Below are 18,623 nucleotides of genomic sequence, written 5' to 3'. Positions count from 1 at the left end.
AAATTGTAGAAACGTTTCACTAGATTTCAATACGAATCTTATCGCAAGATAGAAAGGAAAAAATATATGAATAAGTTGAAAGAGTTCTATAGTCAAAGGCAACTACACTGGATGATATTACCAGGGGTCGCATTCATGATCGTCTTCAACTATATTCCGATTTATGGAATCATTATCGCCTTTAAAAATTATACGGTTGTCGATACGATTTCATCTGCGGAATGGGTCGGATTAGAGAATTTCAAAATCATTATGCAGGACAGTTTCTTTTGGGAGGCCGTGAGAAATACGATGGCCATTAGTTTGTTGAAGTTAGGCTTAGGATTTTTTATTCCGATCGTCTTAGCGATTATGATTTTTGAAATGAGTGATGGTCGTTTAAAGAAATTTATTCAAACCGTTTCATATATTCCCCATTTCTTTTCTTGGATCGTATTAGGGGGAATGATGATTTCTTGGTTGTCGACAGATGGATTTTTCAATCAAATCTTTATGTCAGTAGGATTGATGGATAAAGGCGTCAACCATTTATTGAATCCAAATGAATATTGGTGGATCGCTGTACTATCGGATTTATGGAAAGAAGTGGGTTGGGGGACGATCTTGTATCTAGCTGGGATGTCTCGAATCGATCCAACATTTTATGAAGCAGCACGCATCGATGGTGCAACTAAAATTACACAAATCAGAAAAATTACGTTGCCATTATTGACACCGATCATTTCGTTAAATTTGATTTTAAATGTAAGCGGAATCTTAGGGTCGAATTTAGATCAAACCTTAGTTTTGATGAATACGCAAAACCAAAATCGTTCAGAAGTCATCAATTCATTTGTGTATAAAATGGGTCTAGTACAAGGGGACTTCTCTTATGCAACGGCAGTAGGTCTTGGCGTATCGATCATTTCAGTGATCTTACTGGTCATCACAGACCGCGTAACACGCAAAATGAACGACGGGAAATCAGTTATCTTATAGGAGGGGACTTTGGTGATAAAAAAACGAAAGCAAGAAAACAAATGGTTTTACTTTTTTAATACGTTGATCTTGATTTTATTTTCCTTGGTGATCATCGTTCCAGTCTGGAATATTCTGGTTTCTTCATTTTCATCAGGTTCTGGTCTAGCTGGTAATGGACTTGTATTATGGCCGAAAGGATTTACTTTAGAAAATTACCGCCGTGTATTTTCGGATTCTAGTATTCCAAGAGCGTTTATGATCTCTGTATTAAAAACTGTGATCGGTGCTCTGACACATACATTGTTTTGTGCAGTCGTCGCGTATGGCTTAAGTAAAAAACGTTTAGTCGGTAGAAGTATCTATACGACGATGGGGGTCATCACCCTTTACTTTAGTGGTGGGATGATCCCGACTTACCTATTGATCAAATCATTAGGGTTACTGGATACGTTTTGGGTCTATATCATTCCAGCGTTATTTAGCTATTATGATGTCGTGATTTTAATGAACTTCTTTAGAGAGATTCCGCCATCATTAGAAGAATCAGCTAAAATCGATGGTGCAAGCGAATTTCAAATTTTCTATAAGATTTTCTTACCATTAACGAAACCTGCATTAGCGACGATCATCTTATTTAACGGTGTAGGTCAATGGAACGACTTTATGACAACGAAATTATATGTCACGAAACAATCCTTGTATCCACTGCAAATGAAGATCTATGAAATCATTGTGCAATCAAATTTAAGCTCGTTGACCGACAGTGGAAGTACGGATTATGTCGTGCAAGCAACCACTAGGGGAGTTCAGTTGGCAACGATCGTCATTACTACCGTACCAATTTTAGTCATTTACCCATTATTACAAAAACACTTCATCGGCGGCATGATGGCTGGTGCGGTAAAAGAATAAAAACAATTTAGAAAGAGGGATCGTGATGAAAAAAGTTTTAAGTGGGATGATGTTGGGGATTGCTGTTTTGGGGTTAGCTGCTTGTGGGAATGGAGATAAAAAAGAATCGGCGACACCCGATTTTTCAATCAAAGATCGTTATGAATTAGATAAAACCCAACCAGCTTGGAAATTAGATACAAAAAAAGAACCAACTAAGATTCGTTGGTATATCAATTCAGATTGGACAAGTCTACCTTTTGGTAAAGATGTGACGACAGCTCAAATCAAAAAAGATTTGAATATCGATATCGAATTTTTATCAGGAGATGATGCAAAACTAAACGCGATGATCTCAAGTGGCGATATGCCAGATATCGTAACGTTGATGGATAAATCAAGTCAAGCAGCACAAAAAGCTAACTCTTGGGCCTATTCATTAAATGATCTAGCCAAAGAATATGATCCCTACCTATTAGAAGTAGCCAATCAAGATACATTCAAATGGTATTCATTAGATGATGGCAAAACGTATGGCTATCCAAACTACTCAAATACTCAAGCCGATTACGATAGTGGCAATATTCCAGTAAACGATAATTTCGTGATTCGTGAAGATGTCTATGAAGCTCTAGGGAAACCAAGTGTCTCGACACCAGAAGATTTCAAAAAAGTGATGGACGAAATCAGTAAAAAATACCCAGATATGACTCCATTTGGCTTTACAACAGTCGGCGATAAAGCGGGTCCTTTCTTAGATAAATTACAAGATTTCTTGGGTGTGCCACTAGAAGATGAAGATGGCAATTACTATGACCGTAATGTGGACAAAGAATACATCGAATGGTTACGTACGTTAAATGAAGTCTATCGTAAAGGCGAGATCAGTGATGATAGCTTTACCGATGATGGGCCAACATTTGATGAAAAAGTCAAACAAGGGAAATACGCTACGATGCTAGTAGCAGGAACAAGTGGTCAAGGTGGAAACTTCGCTGAATTCAATAAAAATTCAGGTACGAAATACGTTGCGATCGATGGTCCATCAAGTACAAGTGGCCGTGAAGCTACTTTGAATCAAACTGGTATCTCTGGTTGGTTGATCAACTATGTGACAAAAGATGCGAAAGACCCAGCTAAAGTTACACAATTGTTTACGTATCTAATCGACGAACAAGGTCAGATTTTAACGAAATTCGGAGTTGAAGGTGTGACATATGAATACAATGCAGACGGCAAAATCGATTACTTGCAAGAAGTGAAAGACTTAGAAAAATCAGATAACGATGCATACAACAAAAAATATGGAATCAGCCGTTTCAACTACTTTAATAACGACCGTGTGAATGCGATGAAAGTCAAAACAGATAATGCCTTGACGCAAATGCAAGATTGGGGTGTTGGGAAATTAAAACCTCACTTTATCGTGGAAAATATCAATCCAGATGCAGGTACAGCTGAGGCACGCTCAAACAGTGCGATCGAAACGAAATTAAATAGTACAGTCATTTCAATGATTCGTGCAAAAGATGAAAAACAATTCGACAGTACATTAGATGAATTCAAAACGTTCTTAGACAACAATAAATGGGATGCTGTGAAGAAAGTCAAATCAGAGAAAATGCAAGAAAACAGAGAAAAATTAAAATAATCAATAGATAGAAAGGCGGGAAGAAGAGGAAAGGGATGGAGCGATTCGGATCCTTTCCTCTTTGTTTAGGATGATCAATAAATTTTTTGCATACGAAGGATGGTACTATCGTGTATTTTCTTTTCTAGCCGATTTAGTTTTACTGAGTTTCTTATTCTTATTTCCCGCACTGACTATCGTGCTTCTTGGTCCTGCGTTGATCGCACTTTACCAGACATGTGACCGGTTGTATCAAGAACGAGATATTCCAACGATCAAAACTTACTTAACTATCTTCAAAAAACAGTTCAAACGTGGCTTAGCACTCGATGGCTTACTCGTCGTTTACACGCTGATCGTATTAGGGATCGTTTATAGTTTGATGGAGATTTCCACTTATTTAAGTATCCTTTCGATTATCTTGATTACCTTTGCCACATTGTATTCGATGATGTTTATCTTAATCGATAGTTTATATGATTTTGACTTAAAGCAAACCGCAAAAGAAAGTATTTATTTTGTGTTAAGCAGCACAGCCAATGCGATTATTTTAGTAGTACTGCCTGTCATTGGCTTGCTTGTATTCAATAAAATCAATTTATACTTATTTATTTGTATCGGCATTGGCGCAATCGCCTATACACAAGTCTTTTTCTTTAAACGCGTCGTAGTCAAAGAGGAGCGTGATGAAGTTGACGGCAACCCAAAATGAAATCTTAGCTTTTTGGAAAGCAGTCCAACAAGAAGTGGCCGAGATTGAACCAGAATACACCCTAACCAAACAATCAACGAGCGATCCAACTGTTGAAGTTTTTACTTTGACGTTTACAGGTCTTTATCAAGAAACCATCTATGGATTTTATTTACGGCCCAAAACTACTCAACAGGTTCCAGTGATCATTGAAAGTTTAGGCTATTGGACTACACTCGAAGATCCGTTTCAATTTATCCACTGGCCACAAATGGGCTATGCCTGCTTAGTGATCGACAATCGAGCTCAAGGTGGCAAGACGCTAGATCAAGCGCCATATCAAACTACCTCTCATCCCGAACCATTTGGACGTGGCATCTTAGATCACCATGATTTTTATTTTAAACGTTTGCTTGCCGATCAGTTGCGCTTAGTTGATTTTGCGACAACGCGCGATGAAGTAGATCAAACACAGATCATCTTTCGCGGTGGTTCTCAAGGTGGCGGAGTCGTGTTGTTACTTGGTGCTTTATTGCCGGATGTGCCAAAGTGGATCTTTGCCGATGTACCAAGTCATGCGAATATCTATCATCGCGTCTTAGAGGAAACAGGTTCCTATGGTGTGATCGGTCGCTTCTTGGCTTACTATCCTAATCAGCGCAAAACGATCGAACATGAACTAAGTTATTTCGATTTACAGTATCTCGCTGATTTGATCACTTGCCCCGTCAGTATCAGTGTTGCAAGCCACGATCCGGTTTGTCCGATGGCTGACTTTTTCCATGCGTATCGCAAGATCACGTCACCAAAAACGTTACGTGTATATTGGAAAAAAGAACATGAAGGCGGCGGAGTGAAACAACTCGTACGTGAAATCAACCAAATCAATCAAATCACACAGGAGTGAATGAATGATGCAGATCGCAACATACAATATTCGTTTAGACACAACAGCAGATGGCGAGTGGAGCTGGCAAACGCGTGCCCCACATGTCTGTGCGCTACTTGATTTTCATCACTGGGATATTATCGGTGTCCAAGAAGTACGCGCCAATCAAAAACAAGCATTAGAAAAATTACCTTATCACATGTGTTATTACGAGCGTGAAGGAGATGGAAGCGATGAAGGTTTGGCCTTGTTGTCCCATCCAAGATTTACGATTCGAGATCAAGGATTCTTTTGGTTATCTGATACACCGGATCGATCGAGTATCCATCCAAAAGCAGGGTGTAAACGAATCGCGATCTGGGTCATTTATGAAGAACATGGACAACCGTTTTTGGTGATCAATACCCATCTTGATCATATTTCAGAAAGTGCTCGTTATGAAGGAATGCGTGTGTTATTGCATGAATTACAAGAAAAAATCGCAGACTATCCCACGATTTTACTGGGCGATTTCAATGCTACGCCAAATGAACGAGTCCATTCCTTATTGAAAGGGTTTACGGATGTAAAACTGCAGACGCCGCACTACTACGGACCGAAAGGCACATTCCAAGATTTCGATTATAACCGACCGTGGTCTGATTTAGAAGAAATCGACTATGTGTATACGAAAAACTGTGCCATCAAAAAAGTGGGATGTATCACGGATTCTTGTGATCGACGTTTTCCATCCGATCATTTTCCAGTCGTGGCTACACTTGAAATCAAAAAATAAAAGTAGATAGGTGAAAATAGATGAAAAAAGAACAATTAGTCAATTTAGTAGAACAAATGACCCTAAAGGAAAAAGTCGATCAGTTATTGCAGTTAGCGGCTGATTTTTACTCAGAAAAAGCAGAAGCAAAAACTGGACCAATGGCACAGCTCAATATTACACAAGATACTGTCAATCATGCAGGTACAACGTTAGGGATCTCAGGTGCAAAAGAAGCGATCCGAGTCCAAAAAACTTATATGGAAAACAATCGATTGCATATCCCAACGTTACTCATGGCAGATATTATTCATGGGTTTCGGACGATTTTCCCGATTCCATTAGGTTTGGGAAGTAGTTGGGATCTACAGGCAGCCAAACAAATGGCAGAAGTCTCCGCAAAAGAAGCTGCTGTATCGGGCTTACACGTGACATTTTCTCCGATGGTCGATCTTGTTCGTGATCCACGATGGGGTCGTGTAATGGAATCGACAGGTGAAGATCCATTTTTAAATGCTCGTTTTGCAGAAGCTTTTGTAAAAGGTTACCAAGGAGACGATCTTGAACATGATTTCATGCGTGTCGCTGCTTGTGTCAAACACTTTGCGGCGTATGGTGCGGCGTTAGCTGGTCGTGATTACAATACGGTGAATATGTCTGAACGTCAATTACGTGATCAATATCTACCAGGATATAAAGCAGCACTCGATGCTGGAGCAAAACTGGTGATGACTTCGTTTAATACGGTAGATGGCGTACCGGCAACTGGAAATGAATGGCTATTTCGTGATGTATTGCGTGGTGAATTTGGATTTGATGGCGTGGTGATTTCTGACTGGGGTGCTGTACAAGAATTGATCCCACATGGTGTCGCAAAAGATCAAAAAGAAGCCGCGCGCCTTGCGATCCAAGCATCAGTGGATATCGAAATGATGACCAATTGTTATACCGGCTATCTAGAAGAATTGATTACAGAAGGAACAGTGCCAGAAGCGATGTTGGATGAAGCCGTTTTACGTATCTTAGAATTGAAAAATGATTTAGGCTTGTTCGAACATCCTTACCGTGGTGCAGATGAAGCACTAGAAGCGCAACATGTTTTATCAGATGAACATCGTAGTATCGCGCGTGATGTAGCTCGTCGTTCGATCGTATTATTAAAAAATGAACATGCAACACTTCCGTTACGCAAAGACCAAACACTTGCGTTAGTGGGGCCAGCTGCACAGTCACATGATGTATTAGGTGTTTGGTCATGGCAAGGTAAAAAAGAAGAAGCGGTGACCTTAGCACAAGGTGTGCAGCATTATGCCAAACAGGTCCACACACAAACAGAAGCGTTCGATTATTTCGCCCCTTCAAAAGAAGCGATTGAAGAAGCGGTTAGTTTAGCTAAAGAAGCAGAAGTCGTTATTCTAGCATTAGGAGAAGAAGATTGGATGAGTGGTGAAGCTTCAAGTCAAACGGATATTCGCTTGCCACAAGCACAATTAGAATTATTTGATAAAGTACGTGCGGTCGCAAAAACCTTGATCGTCACATTATATAATGGGCGTCCACTTGATTTGACTGCGATTCAATCAGCGGATGCGATCGTAGAAGCTTGGTTCCCAGGAACGGAAGCTGGAAACGCGCTTGCTGATATTTTGTTTGGTGTCTACAACCCTTCAGGACGACTAAGCATGTCATTTCCAGAAAATGTAGGTCAAGTCCCTGTATTTTATAATACCGACAATACAGGACGTCCTTACTTAGGTGATCCAAATGAAAAATATGTATCAAAATATTTAGATGCCTCGAATCAACCACGCTATCCATTTGGATACGGATTAAGTTACGGTGAGGTTACGTATAGCCAAACGATCGTACATCAAGATACGGTTCAATTAGGTGACACGATCACAGTCGAAGCCACGATTTCAAATCACAGCGACTACAAACGTCGGGAAACAGTGCAACTATATGTTCGGGACATCGTCGGCAAAGTCGTGCGTCCAGTTCGTGAACTAAAAGGATTTACTCAAATCGATCTAGCACCACAAGAAAGTCAAACCGTTCGTTTTGAGTTGACGACCGATCAATTGTTCTATGTACACTCCAATCAAGAATGGTCGACAGAACCTGGAGAATTCCACGTTTGGATCGCACCGAATAGTCAAGAAGGCGTGAAAACAAGTTTCACACTTGTTTAATCAACCGACAAGAAAGGAAGAGACGATGCAACGACTAACCAAAACGATAGCTGCTGAATTTTTAGATTCAGGAGAACTGTATACTCTAACGCAGGACGATATTATGATCAACCAACTATATGGCACGCCACTAGATGGAAGTGTGACGCAACTTTATTTACGAATCAAAGAGCAACATCCTTATACGATTATTCCGTTGATCGGAACGACTTCACCAAGTACGTTTTCAACAGGAGAGACCTCATTTCATTGGTCAGGAGAAACAGCAGGGATCTCGTATCGTGTCACGTTTGCTTTAGGAGAAGAAGAGACTTGGTTTTGGACAGTCGACTTGTCGGGAAATGGACAAGCAGTCGATATCATTTTGGGTCAAGATCTCGGAAATGCTTCAAAAGGTGCTGTACGATCAAATGAAGCGTATATGTCACAATATGTCGATCATGTTGTGACGAAACAAAATGAGCAGATTACCGTGACTTCTAGACAAAATCAACCGCAAGATGGTCAATTTCCAGTTGTGGAATTGGGTGCACTTACACCGCTTGTAGGATTTGAAACAGATGGTTATCAATTTTTCGGCACACGCTATGAAGAAACAGATGAGCCTGTCAGTTTACAAAAAGAATATCTAGATAACGAAATCTATCAATATGAATTTGCTTATATTGCACTACAAACCATCGAGTACACACTAGATAAACCAGTTACTGCAATCTTTTACGGTGCGTTTGTGGCGGATCATAAAGCGGCAGTTACTCAACCGATCTTTACAATAGAAACAGTAACGCCACTATACGAACGACTTGTGTCTAGTGAGGCGACGAGTACCAATGAAAAGATGCATTCTCATATTGGACGACCGTTAGTAGGACGTAGATGGACTGAAGAAGAGGTCGATCAGCGCTTTCCAGTCAAAGCAAAAGAAGAATATTTAGACGACGGACAGATCGCAGCGTTCTTTACGACACAAGAGCGCCATGTGGTATTAAAAAATAAAGAGCTTGCGATGGAACGCGCAACGGGGCATATCTTATTAAGTGGAATCGATTTAGACGTAGACCATCCAGTTATGAGTACGACAACTTATATGTATGGCTTGTTCAATTCACAAATCGTATTAGGCAATACTTCGATGAATAAATTGATGAGCAACAGCCGTAATTCACTCAATCGCTTAAAACATTCTGGACAGCGGATCTATCTCAAAGACGGTGAAAAGTGGCGGATGCTAACACTTCCTTCGGCATTTGAAATGGGCTTGAATTCTGCAACTTGGTACTATTCATTTGCGGATGACTGTATCAAAATCACTACATTTACAGCAGTAAATCATCATCAGATCCGTACAGTAATCGAAAGTGAATCTGGAAAGACCTATACGTTTGCTATCACCAATCATATCTTGATGGACGCAGCCGAAGAAGAACCAACGTTTCGTTTAGAACAAGAAGGACAGTCGCTTACAATCAGGCCAAGTGAACAATCTGTAATCACAGCGAAGTATCCTAAATTGGCTTATCAGATGACGATAAATCATTCATTTGAATTGACCAATGAATCGCTATTGGTGGAGCCACTTGCAAAAACGGAACAACTCGTCTTTGTCATTAAAGAGCAAGCGCAGCTTGAATTAATGATCGAAGGAAGTTTAGATGGCACCTTTACTAAGCAAATGACGACCTTTAAAGAAGAAGAAGCTGCGATGGTGGCGACGATCAGCGAACTATTGAATCGCTTTGAGCTATTCCATGATACAATTGACGTGACGAGTATGAATCTGTTGACGCGTTGGTACACTCTCGATATGTTGATTCATTACCTTTCTCCGCATGGACTTGAGCAATACGGTGGTGCAGCGTGGGGAACAAGAGATGTTTCGCAAGGACCGACTGAATTTTTCTTAGCGACCAATCGCTTAGACGTCGTAGCTTCGATCATTACCCATATATTTGAAAATCAATTTGAAGACGATGGCAATTGGCCACAATGGTTTATGTTCGACCGCTATGAAGAGCAAAAAGCCGATGAGAGTCATGGAGATGTCATTGTTTGGCCGATGAAAGTTGTCGCAGACTACTTGGAAAAGTCGGGAGATTTTAGTATATTAGATAAGCAGATTTCATACACTGATCGAGAAACGTTCAAGAAGACGGAACAAACCGCTTCATTATTTGAACATCTCCAAAAAGAGATCCATTATATCGAACAAAACTTTTTACCGGGAACCGCGCTATCGTGCTATGGTGACGGAGATTGGGACGATACGTTGCAGCCTTATGATAGCCGTTTGAAAAAGAATATGGCGAGTAGTTGGACGGTCGCCTTGACGTATCAAGTGATCAAAAAGCTCGGTACCTTGTTACAAGCAACACGTCCTGAAGTTGGACAAGAGCTGCTTGCATTAAGCGCGCGGATCTTAGCTGACTTTGATACGTACATGCTAAAAGACGATACGATCCCTGGATTTGTTTACATGGAAACAAAAGATGAAGTAGAATACATGATTCATCCTACTGATCAAAAAACGGGTATCCATTACCGATTATTGCCAATGACACGCAGTATGATCGCAGAAATCTTGACGCCCAAACAAGTAGCGACACATCTTGATACGATCAAAGAGCATTTGTATTTCCCAGATGGTGTACGGTTGATGAACCGTCCTGCAAATTATCAAGGTGGTGTGAGTCATCACTTTAAACGAGCGGAACAAGCAGCCAATTTTGGTCGTGAGATCGGATTGCAATATGTCCACGCACATATCCGATTTACAGAAGCGATGGCAAAAATCGGTGAAGCAGGTGAAACGTGGAAAGGGTTGAATACGATCAATCCGATTGGGCTGCGTGATCGAGTATCCCATGCGGCACTGCGTCAATCGAATGCGTATTTTAGTAGTTCAGATGGCGCCTTTAACACAAGATATGATGCGCAAGATCATTTTGCCAAATTAAAAACCGGTGAAGTTGCGGTCAAAGGTGGATGGCGTGTTTATTCAAGTGGTCCAGGGATCTACTTAAATCAATTGATCACCAATGTATTAGGCATTCGAGTCTTTTTTGATCATTATGTATTTGATCCAGTATTACCTACAGAATTAGATGGGTTACGGCTAACGTATCGTTTACAAGATAAAGATGTAACAATCGTCTTCCATATCGGTGGCCATGAGAAAAAAGTTGTGATCGATCAACAAGAAGTCAAGACGACACGTGAAAATAATCCATACCGCTTAGGTGGGATCGTCATTGCACATGATACGATCAACGAGCTGATTCATGACCAAAGTATGATCGAAATCTATAGTTAAAGTATCGTCAAGAAAGGAGCAGTCATGGTAGGAATCAAAGATATCGCGCAAGCAGCTGGAGTGTCGATCTCCACCGTCTCTTATGCGCTAAATGGCAACCCTAAAATTACAGAACAAACACGAGAAAAAATAATGAAAATCGCGGCTGAGATGAACTATATTCCGAATATGGCTGCTCGGACGTTAAAACGTCAACAAACGGATATTATCGGAGTCTATTTAACCGATTATGGTGGTAGTTTTTATGGTGAATTACTCGATGGTATCAAGAAAGGTCTTGAGACACAAGGGTATGAAATGATTGTTTGTAGCGGGAATAAATCGCAGTTGTTTTTACCTGAGCGTATGATCGATGGAGCGATCGTTTTAGATTGGACCTTTAAGACACAAACGATTTTAAACTATGCCGAACGTGGACACAAATTAGTCGTGTTAGACCGCGAGATCGAACATCCAGAAATCAGAAGTATTTTGTTAGACAATAAAGGTGGTGCTACACTTGCCATCGAGCAATTTTCGCATTTAGATACGAAAAAATTGTTTTTGATCACAGGACCTAAAAAAGCTTATGATAGCCAAAAAAGGTTAGCAGCCAGTACTGCTGAACTTGATCTTTATGGTATCGAGTATGAATGCTTCGCAGGAGAATTTACAGAAGCTTCTGGTTATGCTGTGGCCAAAGAGATTTTCGATACAAATCCCACATTGCCTGTCGATATTTTTGCATTCAATGATGAAATGGCTGTCGGGATCGTCAATTATGTTCAGACACTCGGTCTGACACTGGGTGTAGAGGTTCGATTGATTGGATTTGATAATATCGAGATTGGCAAATACTTGCAACCTGCATTGTCGACGATCGCGTATTCTCAGCATCGCTGGGGAATGTTGGCTGCCAATAAAATCGTAAAATTACTACAAGAAGAAGCAACGGAATCTGAGTGGATCTATACGACCTATATCGAACGAGGAACGTCACGATCAGGAAATTAACGAGCTGCAACATCCAAAATGGATGGTGCAGCTTTTTTTATAAAACAAATGTGATTTTTCACAAAGTATTGACGGATAGAAAAAAATCCAGTATGCTCGAATTTTGGAGAGGAGAATTTTATGGGATTATTTGTTAGTTTTACCTTGATTATGAGCATGCTATTTATTGGAGAATGGGCATCAACAAAAACCAAAGCTGTCGTGCCTTCACTGTTTATGACAGCCGTTTTATTTGTTTTAGGGTTTTGGACGTTTTTTCCAAAAGATATAGTGGAGCAAGTCGGATTTGGAATGACCTTTGCTAAAATTTGTGTGCCTTTGACACTTGTGCATTTAGGAACAAAAATGGATCTACGTCAATTAGTCGACCAATGGAAAGCAATCGTGATCGCACTATTAGGTGTCTGTGGGACGATTGCTTTGTGTTTAACGATCGGGACGATGATTTTTGATTTTCGTACGGTGATTGCCTCAGTCCCACCGTTAGTTGGAGGATTAGTTGCCGCATTATTGATGTCGGATAATTTAAAAGCGATGAATCTAGACACCTTAGCAGCGCTACCGATCTATATGCTGATGTTTCATGGATTATTGGGATATCCGATCACTGCGATGTTATTAAAAAAAAGAAGGCAAACGCTTAAAAGCAGAATTCAAAACCAAACAAGCACAGCAACAAACAATTGAGATCGACGCGACGCCACTAGAAAAAGTCAAATGGATCGATACGTTGCCAAAACAATATCGAACGCCTGCGTTTGCCTTAGCCCGTGTTGGTCTTGTGATCGTACTGGCCAATGGGCTCTCGATTCTCTTGCAACATGCGGTGAACGCAAACATTTTATGCTTACTATTGGGGATCGTATTTAGTCAATTTGGCTTACTCGAAACCAATGTGTTGCAAAAAGCCGGTGTCTTCAATTGGTTAATTTATGGTTTGACGGCTTATATTTTCTCACAATTAAGTACGACGACACCAAGTACTTTGTTCCATTTTATTCCACAGATCTTCACCTTGATGATCTTAGCGATCTTGGGCATGTGGATCATGACACGCTTGATACATAAATTCTTTGGCTATAGTAAAGAGATGGCGCTTGCCACCGCTTTGACCGCGTTATTTGGATTTCCAGCTGATTATATCTTAACGAATGATGTCATCAAAGAAGTAGCTGAAACTAAAGAAGAAACCGAATACCTTACGGCACATTTGATGCCGAAAATGTTAGTGGCTGGCTTTGCGACTGTTTCGATCACGTCGATCGTGATTGCTAGTATCTTTATTAAACTACTATAAAAGGCTTATAAAACAAGCAGATTGCTGCTTGTTTTTTTATTGTTTAAAAATAACAAGGATATGGTTTGACGAATGTTAAATCCTCATGTTATTTTGAAAAAAAGAAAGGGGAATGCACTATGAAACGTATCGCATTATCTTATCCGCTTGGTGTCGACACGCCACGATTTACCGACAATCCGCCGGTCATGATTTGGCCGCATTCTTCAACGGATAAAGGAGACAAATTCAATCAATCGTTCCATATGTCGGTCAATCATAGTGGCACGCATATGGATGGAGCGAATCATTTTAATCCAGATGGCAAGCAATTATGGGAATATCCAATCGAAACGTTTGTTTACGAAACGGTTCGTGTGATCGATTTAGAAAAACAGGACGATGAATTGATCACTAAACAAGATCTAGAGCCATTTGAAGAAATCATCAAAGAGGCGGATCTTTTGATTGTAAGAACAGGGTTTTATCGTTATCGTAGCGATGCCCATCGCTATGGTCAACATAACCCAGGATTTACCCAAGATGCGGGTGAGTATTTTATGACGTTTGAAAACTTACGTGCGATCGGGATGGATCTGCCTTCTGCAGGTGGGGGACAAACGATGGAACCGCATGGAGTAGCTTTTCATCAAACGGTTTTAGGTTTAGGACGAGAAGACGAGCGTGCGATTTTATTGATCGAAGATATGAAGTTAGACGAAGAGTTGACAAATATCGAACGTGTCTATGCGTTGCCTTTACTCATTAAGGGAATCGACAGTGGACCATGTACGATTTTAGCCGAGCTTTCAGAATAAATGGAGTGGACTAGTGACTCGTCCACTCCATTTGGTATTCATATTCGCCAGTCGCGGCATCTTGACTTTTTCCAATGACGATAAAGCCTTCTTTACTATAAAAGCGAAAGGCTTGCTGATTTTTAGCATAGACCGCTAGTGTTAAGGATGGCGCGATCGTTTTAGCTTTTGCTAGTAAGGTGTGACCGATCCCTTGTCTTTGAACACTTGAAGAGACGAAGAGACCAGCAATATCCCCATCGACTAGTCCAATAAAGCCTACGATTTCTCCTTGTTGTTGGTAAACATAGATTTCCGCGGTCTTCATCGCTTCACGAACAGTAGGAAGTTGCTGTTTCCAATAAGTTGGATCGATGAAGTCATGTGCCGTTTGATTGGTTGCTAGCCAAATAGTCAAAACACGTTCTAACTGATCTGGGTTCATTTTGGTGACCATAAAACACCTCCAGTAACCAGTGTAGCATGTTTCGTGAGAATTTTAAAAGAGTCGCATAATAGCTGTTTACAAAGGCATAAAAAGCAGTTAAGATATGAATGAAATCATTAGGCAACACAACTTAAGCACTATAAATAAAAGAAATCCTTCTGTCTTAGAAGCGGATTTCTTTTTTTCTTTGCCTAAAGACAGAAATCAAGGAGGAATTAGATGAAAAAATTAATGGAAAATACGCGGTTTCGCGAGATCTTTTTAGTGACGATCGGTGCATTTATTTTAGCGATCTCAATCAATGGGATCTTACTACCAAACCTACTGGTAGCAGGTGGAGCGAATGGATTAGCTGTCGTCTTGCATGCGCTATTTAATTGGAATATTGCTTTTGTACTGTATATGATTAATATCCCGCTACTGGTCCTATGCTTTATTTTTTTAGGAAAACAAACGGGATTAAAAACGATTTATGGTAGCATGAGCTATCCGTTTTTTGTTTGGCTGACTTCAGGGATTGCCCCATTAACGGATAATTTATTTTTAGCCACGATCTATGGTGGGGTTGTCACAGGTGTTGGGTTAGGTTTTGTTTTTCGAGCAGAAGCATCAACAGGTGGAACGGCGATCATTTCACAGATCGTCCATAAATATGCGAAGATCCCCATCGGTGCAGCGATGTCGATCGTAGATGGATTGGTGATCTTAACGGCATTTATCGTATTTGATACTGAAATCGTATTGTATTCATTGATCTGCTTGTTTTCAATCGGACGTGTCGTCGATGCTGTCCAAACGGGTCTTGGACGATACAAAAACATGCTGATTATCAGTGAAAAAGCACCATTATTGCAACAAGCGTTACTCGAACAGCTAGATAAAGGGGTCACACGAATCCCGATCGAAGGTGGATTTGATAAAACACCTAAAACCTTATTGATGACTACGATCAAAGAACGGGATTACTCGATGATCCGTGAGCATCTACTGGCTATCGATAATGAAGCCTTTATTGTGTCGATGAATGCAAGTGAAGTCCATGGTAAAGGGTTTAGCATCAAACGGATCATGGAACAAATCGATTATTAAGAACAGCTGCTGTGCTGTTCTTTTTTTCGAACAATTTTGCAAGACGTTTGTTATGTTTGAGCAAAAAAACACAAAGTAAGCTATAATGGAATCGAAAGCTTTTTTTGAGAAAGGATGTTGAGAAAATGAGAGAAGAACAAGCGATTCAACGACTACAAGACATCGTAAGACTAGAGACCGTAAATGGGGAAGAAAAACGTGTTGCTGATTATTTAGAGGCGTTATTTTCTGAGTATGGGATCGACACGACACGAATCGAATATGCTCCTGAACGAATCAATTTGATTGCGGAAATCGGTGAAGGGAACGGTCCTGTTTTAGCCTTTGATGGCCATATGGATGTGGTGGCGACTGGTGATGAATCTGCTTGGACCTATCCTCCTTTTTCGGCAACGATTGAAAATGGCCGCATGTTTGGTCGTGGTGTGACCGATATGAAATCTGGACTTATGGCGGCCGTCTTGGCGATGATCAATTTAAAAACAAGCAATGTCAAAATTCCAGGAAAGATCCGTTTAATGGCCACGATCGGAGAAGAGCTAGGCTTATTAGGTGCGCAACAGCTTGCAGAATTAGGCTATGCTAAAGATATCGATTCATTGGTCGTTTGTGAACCAAGTGGTGAAAGTCGTGAAGTCGTCTTAAAAATGCCACTTCCAGAAGGCTTAGTGAAAAAAGAAGGCAATGTTGAACAACGGTTTATCTTTATTGCCCACAAAGGCTCCTTGACCTACGAAGTACATGCAAAAGGACGTGCCGCACATAGTTCGATGCCAGAACTTGGAAAAAATGCCATCGACTCATTAATGTACTATTATCAAAAACAACAAGAATACTTTGATACGATCACAACAAAAGATACGATCTTAGGACCGATGACGCCTGTTGTAACCTTGATCAGTGGTGGTGAACAAGCCAACTCTGTACCTGAATTTGCTAGTATGACGACCAAAATCAGAACGATCCCAGAAGTGCACAATACGACGTTGATCAAAGAGTTGACGGAATTGATTGAAACCTGTAATCAACAGACAGCTGCTGAATTATCGCTACACATTTTACAAAGTTCATTTCCAGTGAAAAGTGATCCAAAAGCGAAAATCGTAGGATTGACGAAAATGATCGTTGAAGATGCAGTCGGAGAATCGGTACCGATCATTGGAGTAGCAGGTGGAACGGATGCTTCACGTTTTGTCGAATACAACCCAGATATCCATGTCGTAGTTTGCGGACCAGGAAATGCCAGTGCGCACCAAGTCGATGAGTTTGTTTATGTCGATACGTATTTACAATTTATCGATGCATATGAACAAATTATGCGCCGCTTCTTTGAATAAATATCAAGTATAAGCTAAAAGAATACAAAGAAACGAGATGGAATCGGCCATTTCGTTTCTTTGTGTTGTAGCGTTGTGTGCATTTGTCATGTATAATAAACCCGAAAGCAGTGTAGGGAAAACAAGAATAAAGGAGAGCAACATGAAAGGAAATGGAATCAAAGCACTTATATTTATGAGTTTCGTTCTGGTGTTTGTCCTTTTGATTGGAGGAATGTGGTACTTTATGCATGAAGATCAAACAACGACACCCACTACAGAATCAAGTCAAGTCGTAAGTACGAGCAGTAGCGAAACGACGACGACTAGCAGTGAATCAAAACCCAAAACGATCGATGACCGAATACAGGCGATGACGGTTGAAGAAAAAGTCGGACAGTTATTTTTTGCACGAGTACCGGATGTCCAACAAATCGAAGATATCAAAGAATATGATCTAGGTGGTTATGTTTTATTTGGCCGCGATGTTCAAGGCTTAACGGAACGTCAATTAAAAGATAAGATTTTAAGTTACCAGCAAGCCAGTAAGATTCCGATGCTGATCGGTTCAGACGAAGAAGGTGGATTGGTTAGTCGTTTAAGTACCAATCCGCAACTCGTAACCGAACCATTTGCTTCACCACAAACGCTTTATGCTCAAGGTGGGATTCCAGCGATCGTTTCAGATACGAAGCAAAAAGCAGATACGCTTAGAAGTTATGGCATCAATGCAGGATTATTTCCCGTCGCAGATGTCGCCACAGATCCTCAAGCCTTTATCTATGATCGCACGCTTGGCCAAGATGCGCAATTAACAGCGGATTATGTTGCCGCAGTAACGAAAGCCTTGAAAGAAGAAAAAGTTGGTTCGACTTTGAAACATTTTCCTGGCTATGGCGACAATCGTGATTCACACGTAGAGATCGTCACGGATACGCGTTCACTAGAAGAGTTGCGCCAAGTCGATTTTGTCCCATTTGCCAAGGGGATCGAAGCCGGGGCAGATAGTATTTTGGTTAGTCATAATATCGTATCAAGTATCGATCCTACAGAACCGGCATCGATCTCACCTGTAGTGCATAAAATCTTACGTGAGGAGTTGCATTTTAACGGAGTGATCATGACAGATGATATGGACATGGCCGGACTTGCCGACTTTATCTCGCAAGATGAAGCAGGATTAAAAGCGCTGCAAGCAGGAAATGATTTGGTGATGTCGTCAAGTTATGACGTACAGATCCCAGTCGTCATCGCAGCAGTTGAAAATGGCGATTATCCTGAAAGCCAATTAGATGCTTCCGTTAAACGTGTACTACAATGGAAACAAGATTTAGGATTATTAGCGAATTAAGCAAGAAGTACAGTGAATGCTGTGCTTCTTTTTTTG

16 protein-coding genes are annotated in these 18,623 nt (G+C 40.6%); 15 read left to right on the top strand and 1 reads right to left on the bottom strand.

Annotated features, from left to right (window positions below; all coding sequences use genetic code 11):
- Positions 1-66 precede the first annotated feature (66 nt).
- From I573_RS01305 to I573_RS01250, 12 genes are all read left to right on the top strand, one after another.
- Positions 67-978: an ABC transporter permease gene (locus I573_RS01305; protein WP_016184760.1), complete on the top strand. Its 912-nt coding sequence runs from the start codon at positions 67-69 to the stop codon at positions 976-978.
- Positions 979-990: 12 nt separating this feature from the next.
- Positions 991-1,872: a carbohydrate ABC transporter permease gene (locus tag I573_RS01300; protein ID WP_016184759.1), complete on the top strand. Its 882-nt coding sequence runs from the start codon at positions 991-993 to the stop codon at positions 1,870-1,872.
- Between the two features lie 25 nt (positions 1,873-1,897).
- A complete protein-coding gene (locus I573_RS01295; RefSeq protein ID WP_016184758.1) occupies positions 1,898-3,502 on the top strand; it encodes a type 2 periplasmic-binding domain-containing protein in 1,605 nt (534 codons plus the stop codon).
- Positions 3,503-3,572: 70 nt separating this feature from the next.
- Positions 3,573-4,193, top strand: coding sequence for a DUF624 domain-containing protein (locus I573_RS01290; protein WP_016184757.1), 621 nt, complete (start codon positions 3,573-3,575; stop codon positions 4,191-4,193).
- Positions 4,168-5,079: an acetylxylan esterase gene (locus tag I573_RS01285; protein ID WP_016184756.1), complete on the top strand. Its 912-nt coding sequence runs from the start codon at positions 4,168-4,170 to the stop codon at positions 5,077-5,079. The genes I573_RS01290 and I573_RS01285 overlap by 26 nt, the downstream gene beginning before the upstream one ends.
- A gap of 7 nt (positions 5,080-5,086) precedes the next feature.
- Positions 5,087-5,836, top strand: coding sequence for an endonuclease/exonuclease/phosphatase family protein (locus I573_RS01280; RefSeq protein WP_016184755.1), 750 nt, complete (start codon positions 5,087-5,089; stop codon positions 5,834-5,836).
- A 20-nt stretch (positions 5,837-5,856) separates the two neighbouring features.
- Positions 5,857-8,007, top strand: a complete 2,151-nt coding sequence (locus I573_RS01275; protein ID WP_016184754.1) for a glycoside hydrolase family 3 N-terminal domain-containing protein — start codon at positions 5,857-5,859, stop codon at positions 8,005-8,007.
- 25 nt (positions 8,008-8,032) lie between these two features.
- A complete protein-coding gene (locus tag I573_RS01270) occupies positions 8,033-11,317 on the top strand; it encodes a GH36-type glycosyl hydrolase domain-containing protein (RefSeq protein ID WP_016184753.1) in 3,285 nt (1,094 codons plus the stop codon).
- A 24-nt stretch (positions 11,318-11,341) separates the two neighbouring features.
- Positions 11,342-12,310: a LacI family DNA-binding transcriptional regulator gene (locus tag I573_RS01265; protein WP_016184752.1), complete on the top strand. Its 969-nt coding sequence runs from the start codon at positions 11,342-11,344 to the stop codon at positions 12,308-12,310.
- A 120-nt stretch (positions 12,311-12,430) separates the two neighbouring features.
- Positions 12,431-12,997 carry a hypothetical protein gene (locus I573_RS11555; protein ID WP_016184751.1) on the top strand — a complete coding sequence of 189 codons (567 nt, stop codon included), beginning with the start codon at positions 12,431-12,433 and terminating at the stop codon, positions 12,995-12,997.
- 43 nt (positions 12,998-13,040) lie between these two features.
- Positions 13,041-13,607: a hypothetical protein gene (locus I573_RS11550; protein ID WP_016184750.1), complete on the top strand. Its 567-nt coding sequence runs from the start codon at positions 13,041-13,043 to the stop codon at positions 13,605-13,607.
- Between the two features lie 119 nt (positions 13,608-13,726).
- The gene (locus tag I573_RS01250) at positions 13,727-14,404 is read left to right on the top strand and encodes a cyclase family protein (RefSeq protein ID WP_016184749.1); all 678 of its coding nucleotides are present in this window, start codon (positions 13,727-13,729) and stop codon (positions 14,402-14,404) included.
- 10 nt (positions 14,405-14,414) lie between these two features.
- Here I573_RS01250 and I573_RS01245 read toward each other — a convergent pair whose 3' ends face one another.
- Entirely contained in the window at positions 14,415-14,840 is a 426-nt protein-coding gene (locus tag I573_RS01245) for a GNAT family N-acetyltransferase (protein WP_016184748.1), read from the bottom strand.
- 210 nt (positions 14,841-15,050) lie between these two features.
- Between I573_RS01245 and I573_RS01240 the strand changes: the two genes are divergently transcribed.
- The 3 genes from I573_RS01240 to I573_RS01230 all read left to right on the top strand — a co-directional run bounded on the left by I573_RS01240 (position 15,051) and on the right by I573_RS01230 (position 18,587).
- Complete coding sequence (locus tag I573_RS01240; RefSeq protein ID WP_016184747.1) at positions 15,051-15,920, top strand: YitT family protein; 870 nt, start codon at positions 15,051-15,053, stop codon at positions 15,918-15,920.
- Positions 15,921-16,045: 125 nt separating this feature from the next.
- Positions 16,046-17,257, top strand: a complete 1,212-nt coding sequence (locus I573_RS01235; protein ID WP_016184746.1) for a M20/M25/M40 family metallo-hydrolase — start codon at positions 16,046-16,048, stop codon at positions 17,255-17,257.
- A gap of 142 nt (positions 17,258-17,399) precedes the next feature.
- Positions 17,400-18,587 (top strand): glycoside hydrolase family 3 protein, encoded by a 1,188-nt coding sequence (locus I573_RS01230; RefSeq protein WP_016184745.1) that lies wholly within the window; start codon positions 17,400-17,402, stop codon positions 18,585-18,587.
- The last annotated feature ends 36 nt before the right edge of the window (positions 18,588-18,623 follow it).

This window comes from Enterococcus sulfureus ATCC 49903 (assembly GCF_000407605.1).
In the GTDB taxonomy this organism is placed as follows: Bacteria; Bacillota; Bacilli; order Lactobacillales; family Enterococcaceae; genus Enterococcus_G; species Enterococcus_G sulfureus.
The sequence above is the reverse complement of the archived record's forward strand: the minus strand, read 5'-3'. Positions and strand labels throughout refer to the sequence as shown.

Coding starts and splice junctions, on each gene's coding strand:
- I573_RS01240 (WP_016184747.1), top strand. CDS start 15,051: ATGAAAAAATTAATGGAAAATACGCGGTTTCGCGAGATCTTTTTAGTG.
- I573_RS11555 (WP_016184751.1), top strand. CDS start 12,431: ATGGGATTATTTGTTAGTTTTACCTTGATTATGAGCATGCTATTTATT.
- I573_RS01250 (WP_016184749.1), top strand. CDS start 13,727: ATGAAACGTATCGCATTATCTTATCCGCTTGGTGTCGACACGCCACGA.
- I573_RS01275 (WP_016184754.1), top strand. CDS start 5,857: ATGAAAAAAGAACAATTAGTCAATTTAGTAGAACAAATGACCCTAAAG.
- I573_RS01290 (WP_016184757.1), top strand. CDS start 3,573: ATGATCAATAAATTTTTTGCATACGAAGGATGGTACTATCGTGTATTT.
- I573_RS01265 (WP_016184752.1), top strand. CDS start 11,342: ATGGTAGGAATCAAAGATATCGCGCAAGCAGCTGGAGTGTCGATCTCC.
- I573_RS01305 (WP_016184760.1), top strand. CDS start 67: ATGAATAAGTTGAAAGAGTTCTATAGTCAAAGGCAACTACACTGGATG.
- I573_RS01285 (WP_016184756.1), top strand. CDS start 4,168: ATGAAGTTGACGGCAACCCAAAATGAAATCTTAGCTTTTTGGAAAGCA.
- I573_RS01270 (WP_016184753.1), top strand. CDS start 8,033: ATGCAACGACTAACCAAAACGATAGCTGCTGAATTTTTAGATTCAGGA.
- I573_RS01230 (WP_016184745.1), top strand. CDS start 17,400: ATGAAAGGAAATGGAATCAAAGCACTTATATTTATGAGTTTCGTTCTG.
- I573_RS01295 (WP_016184758.1), top strand. CDS start 1,898: ATGAAAAAAGTTTTAAGTGGGATGATGTTGGGGATTGCTGTTTTGGGG.
- I573_RS01235 (WP_016184746.1), top strand. CDS start 16,046: ATGAGAGAAGAACAAGCGATTCAACGACTACAAGACATCGTAAGACTA.
- I573_RS01245 (WP_016184748.1), bottom strand. CDS start 14,840: ATGGTCACCAAAATGAACCCAGATCAGTTAGAACGTGTTTTGACTATT.
- I573_RS01280 (WP_016184755.1), top strand. CDS start 5,087: ATGCAGATCGCAACATACAATATTCGTTTAGACACAACAGCAGATGGC.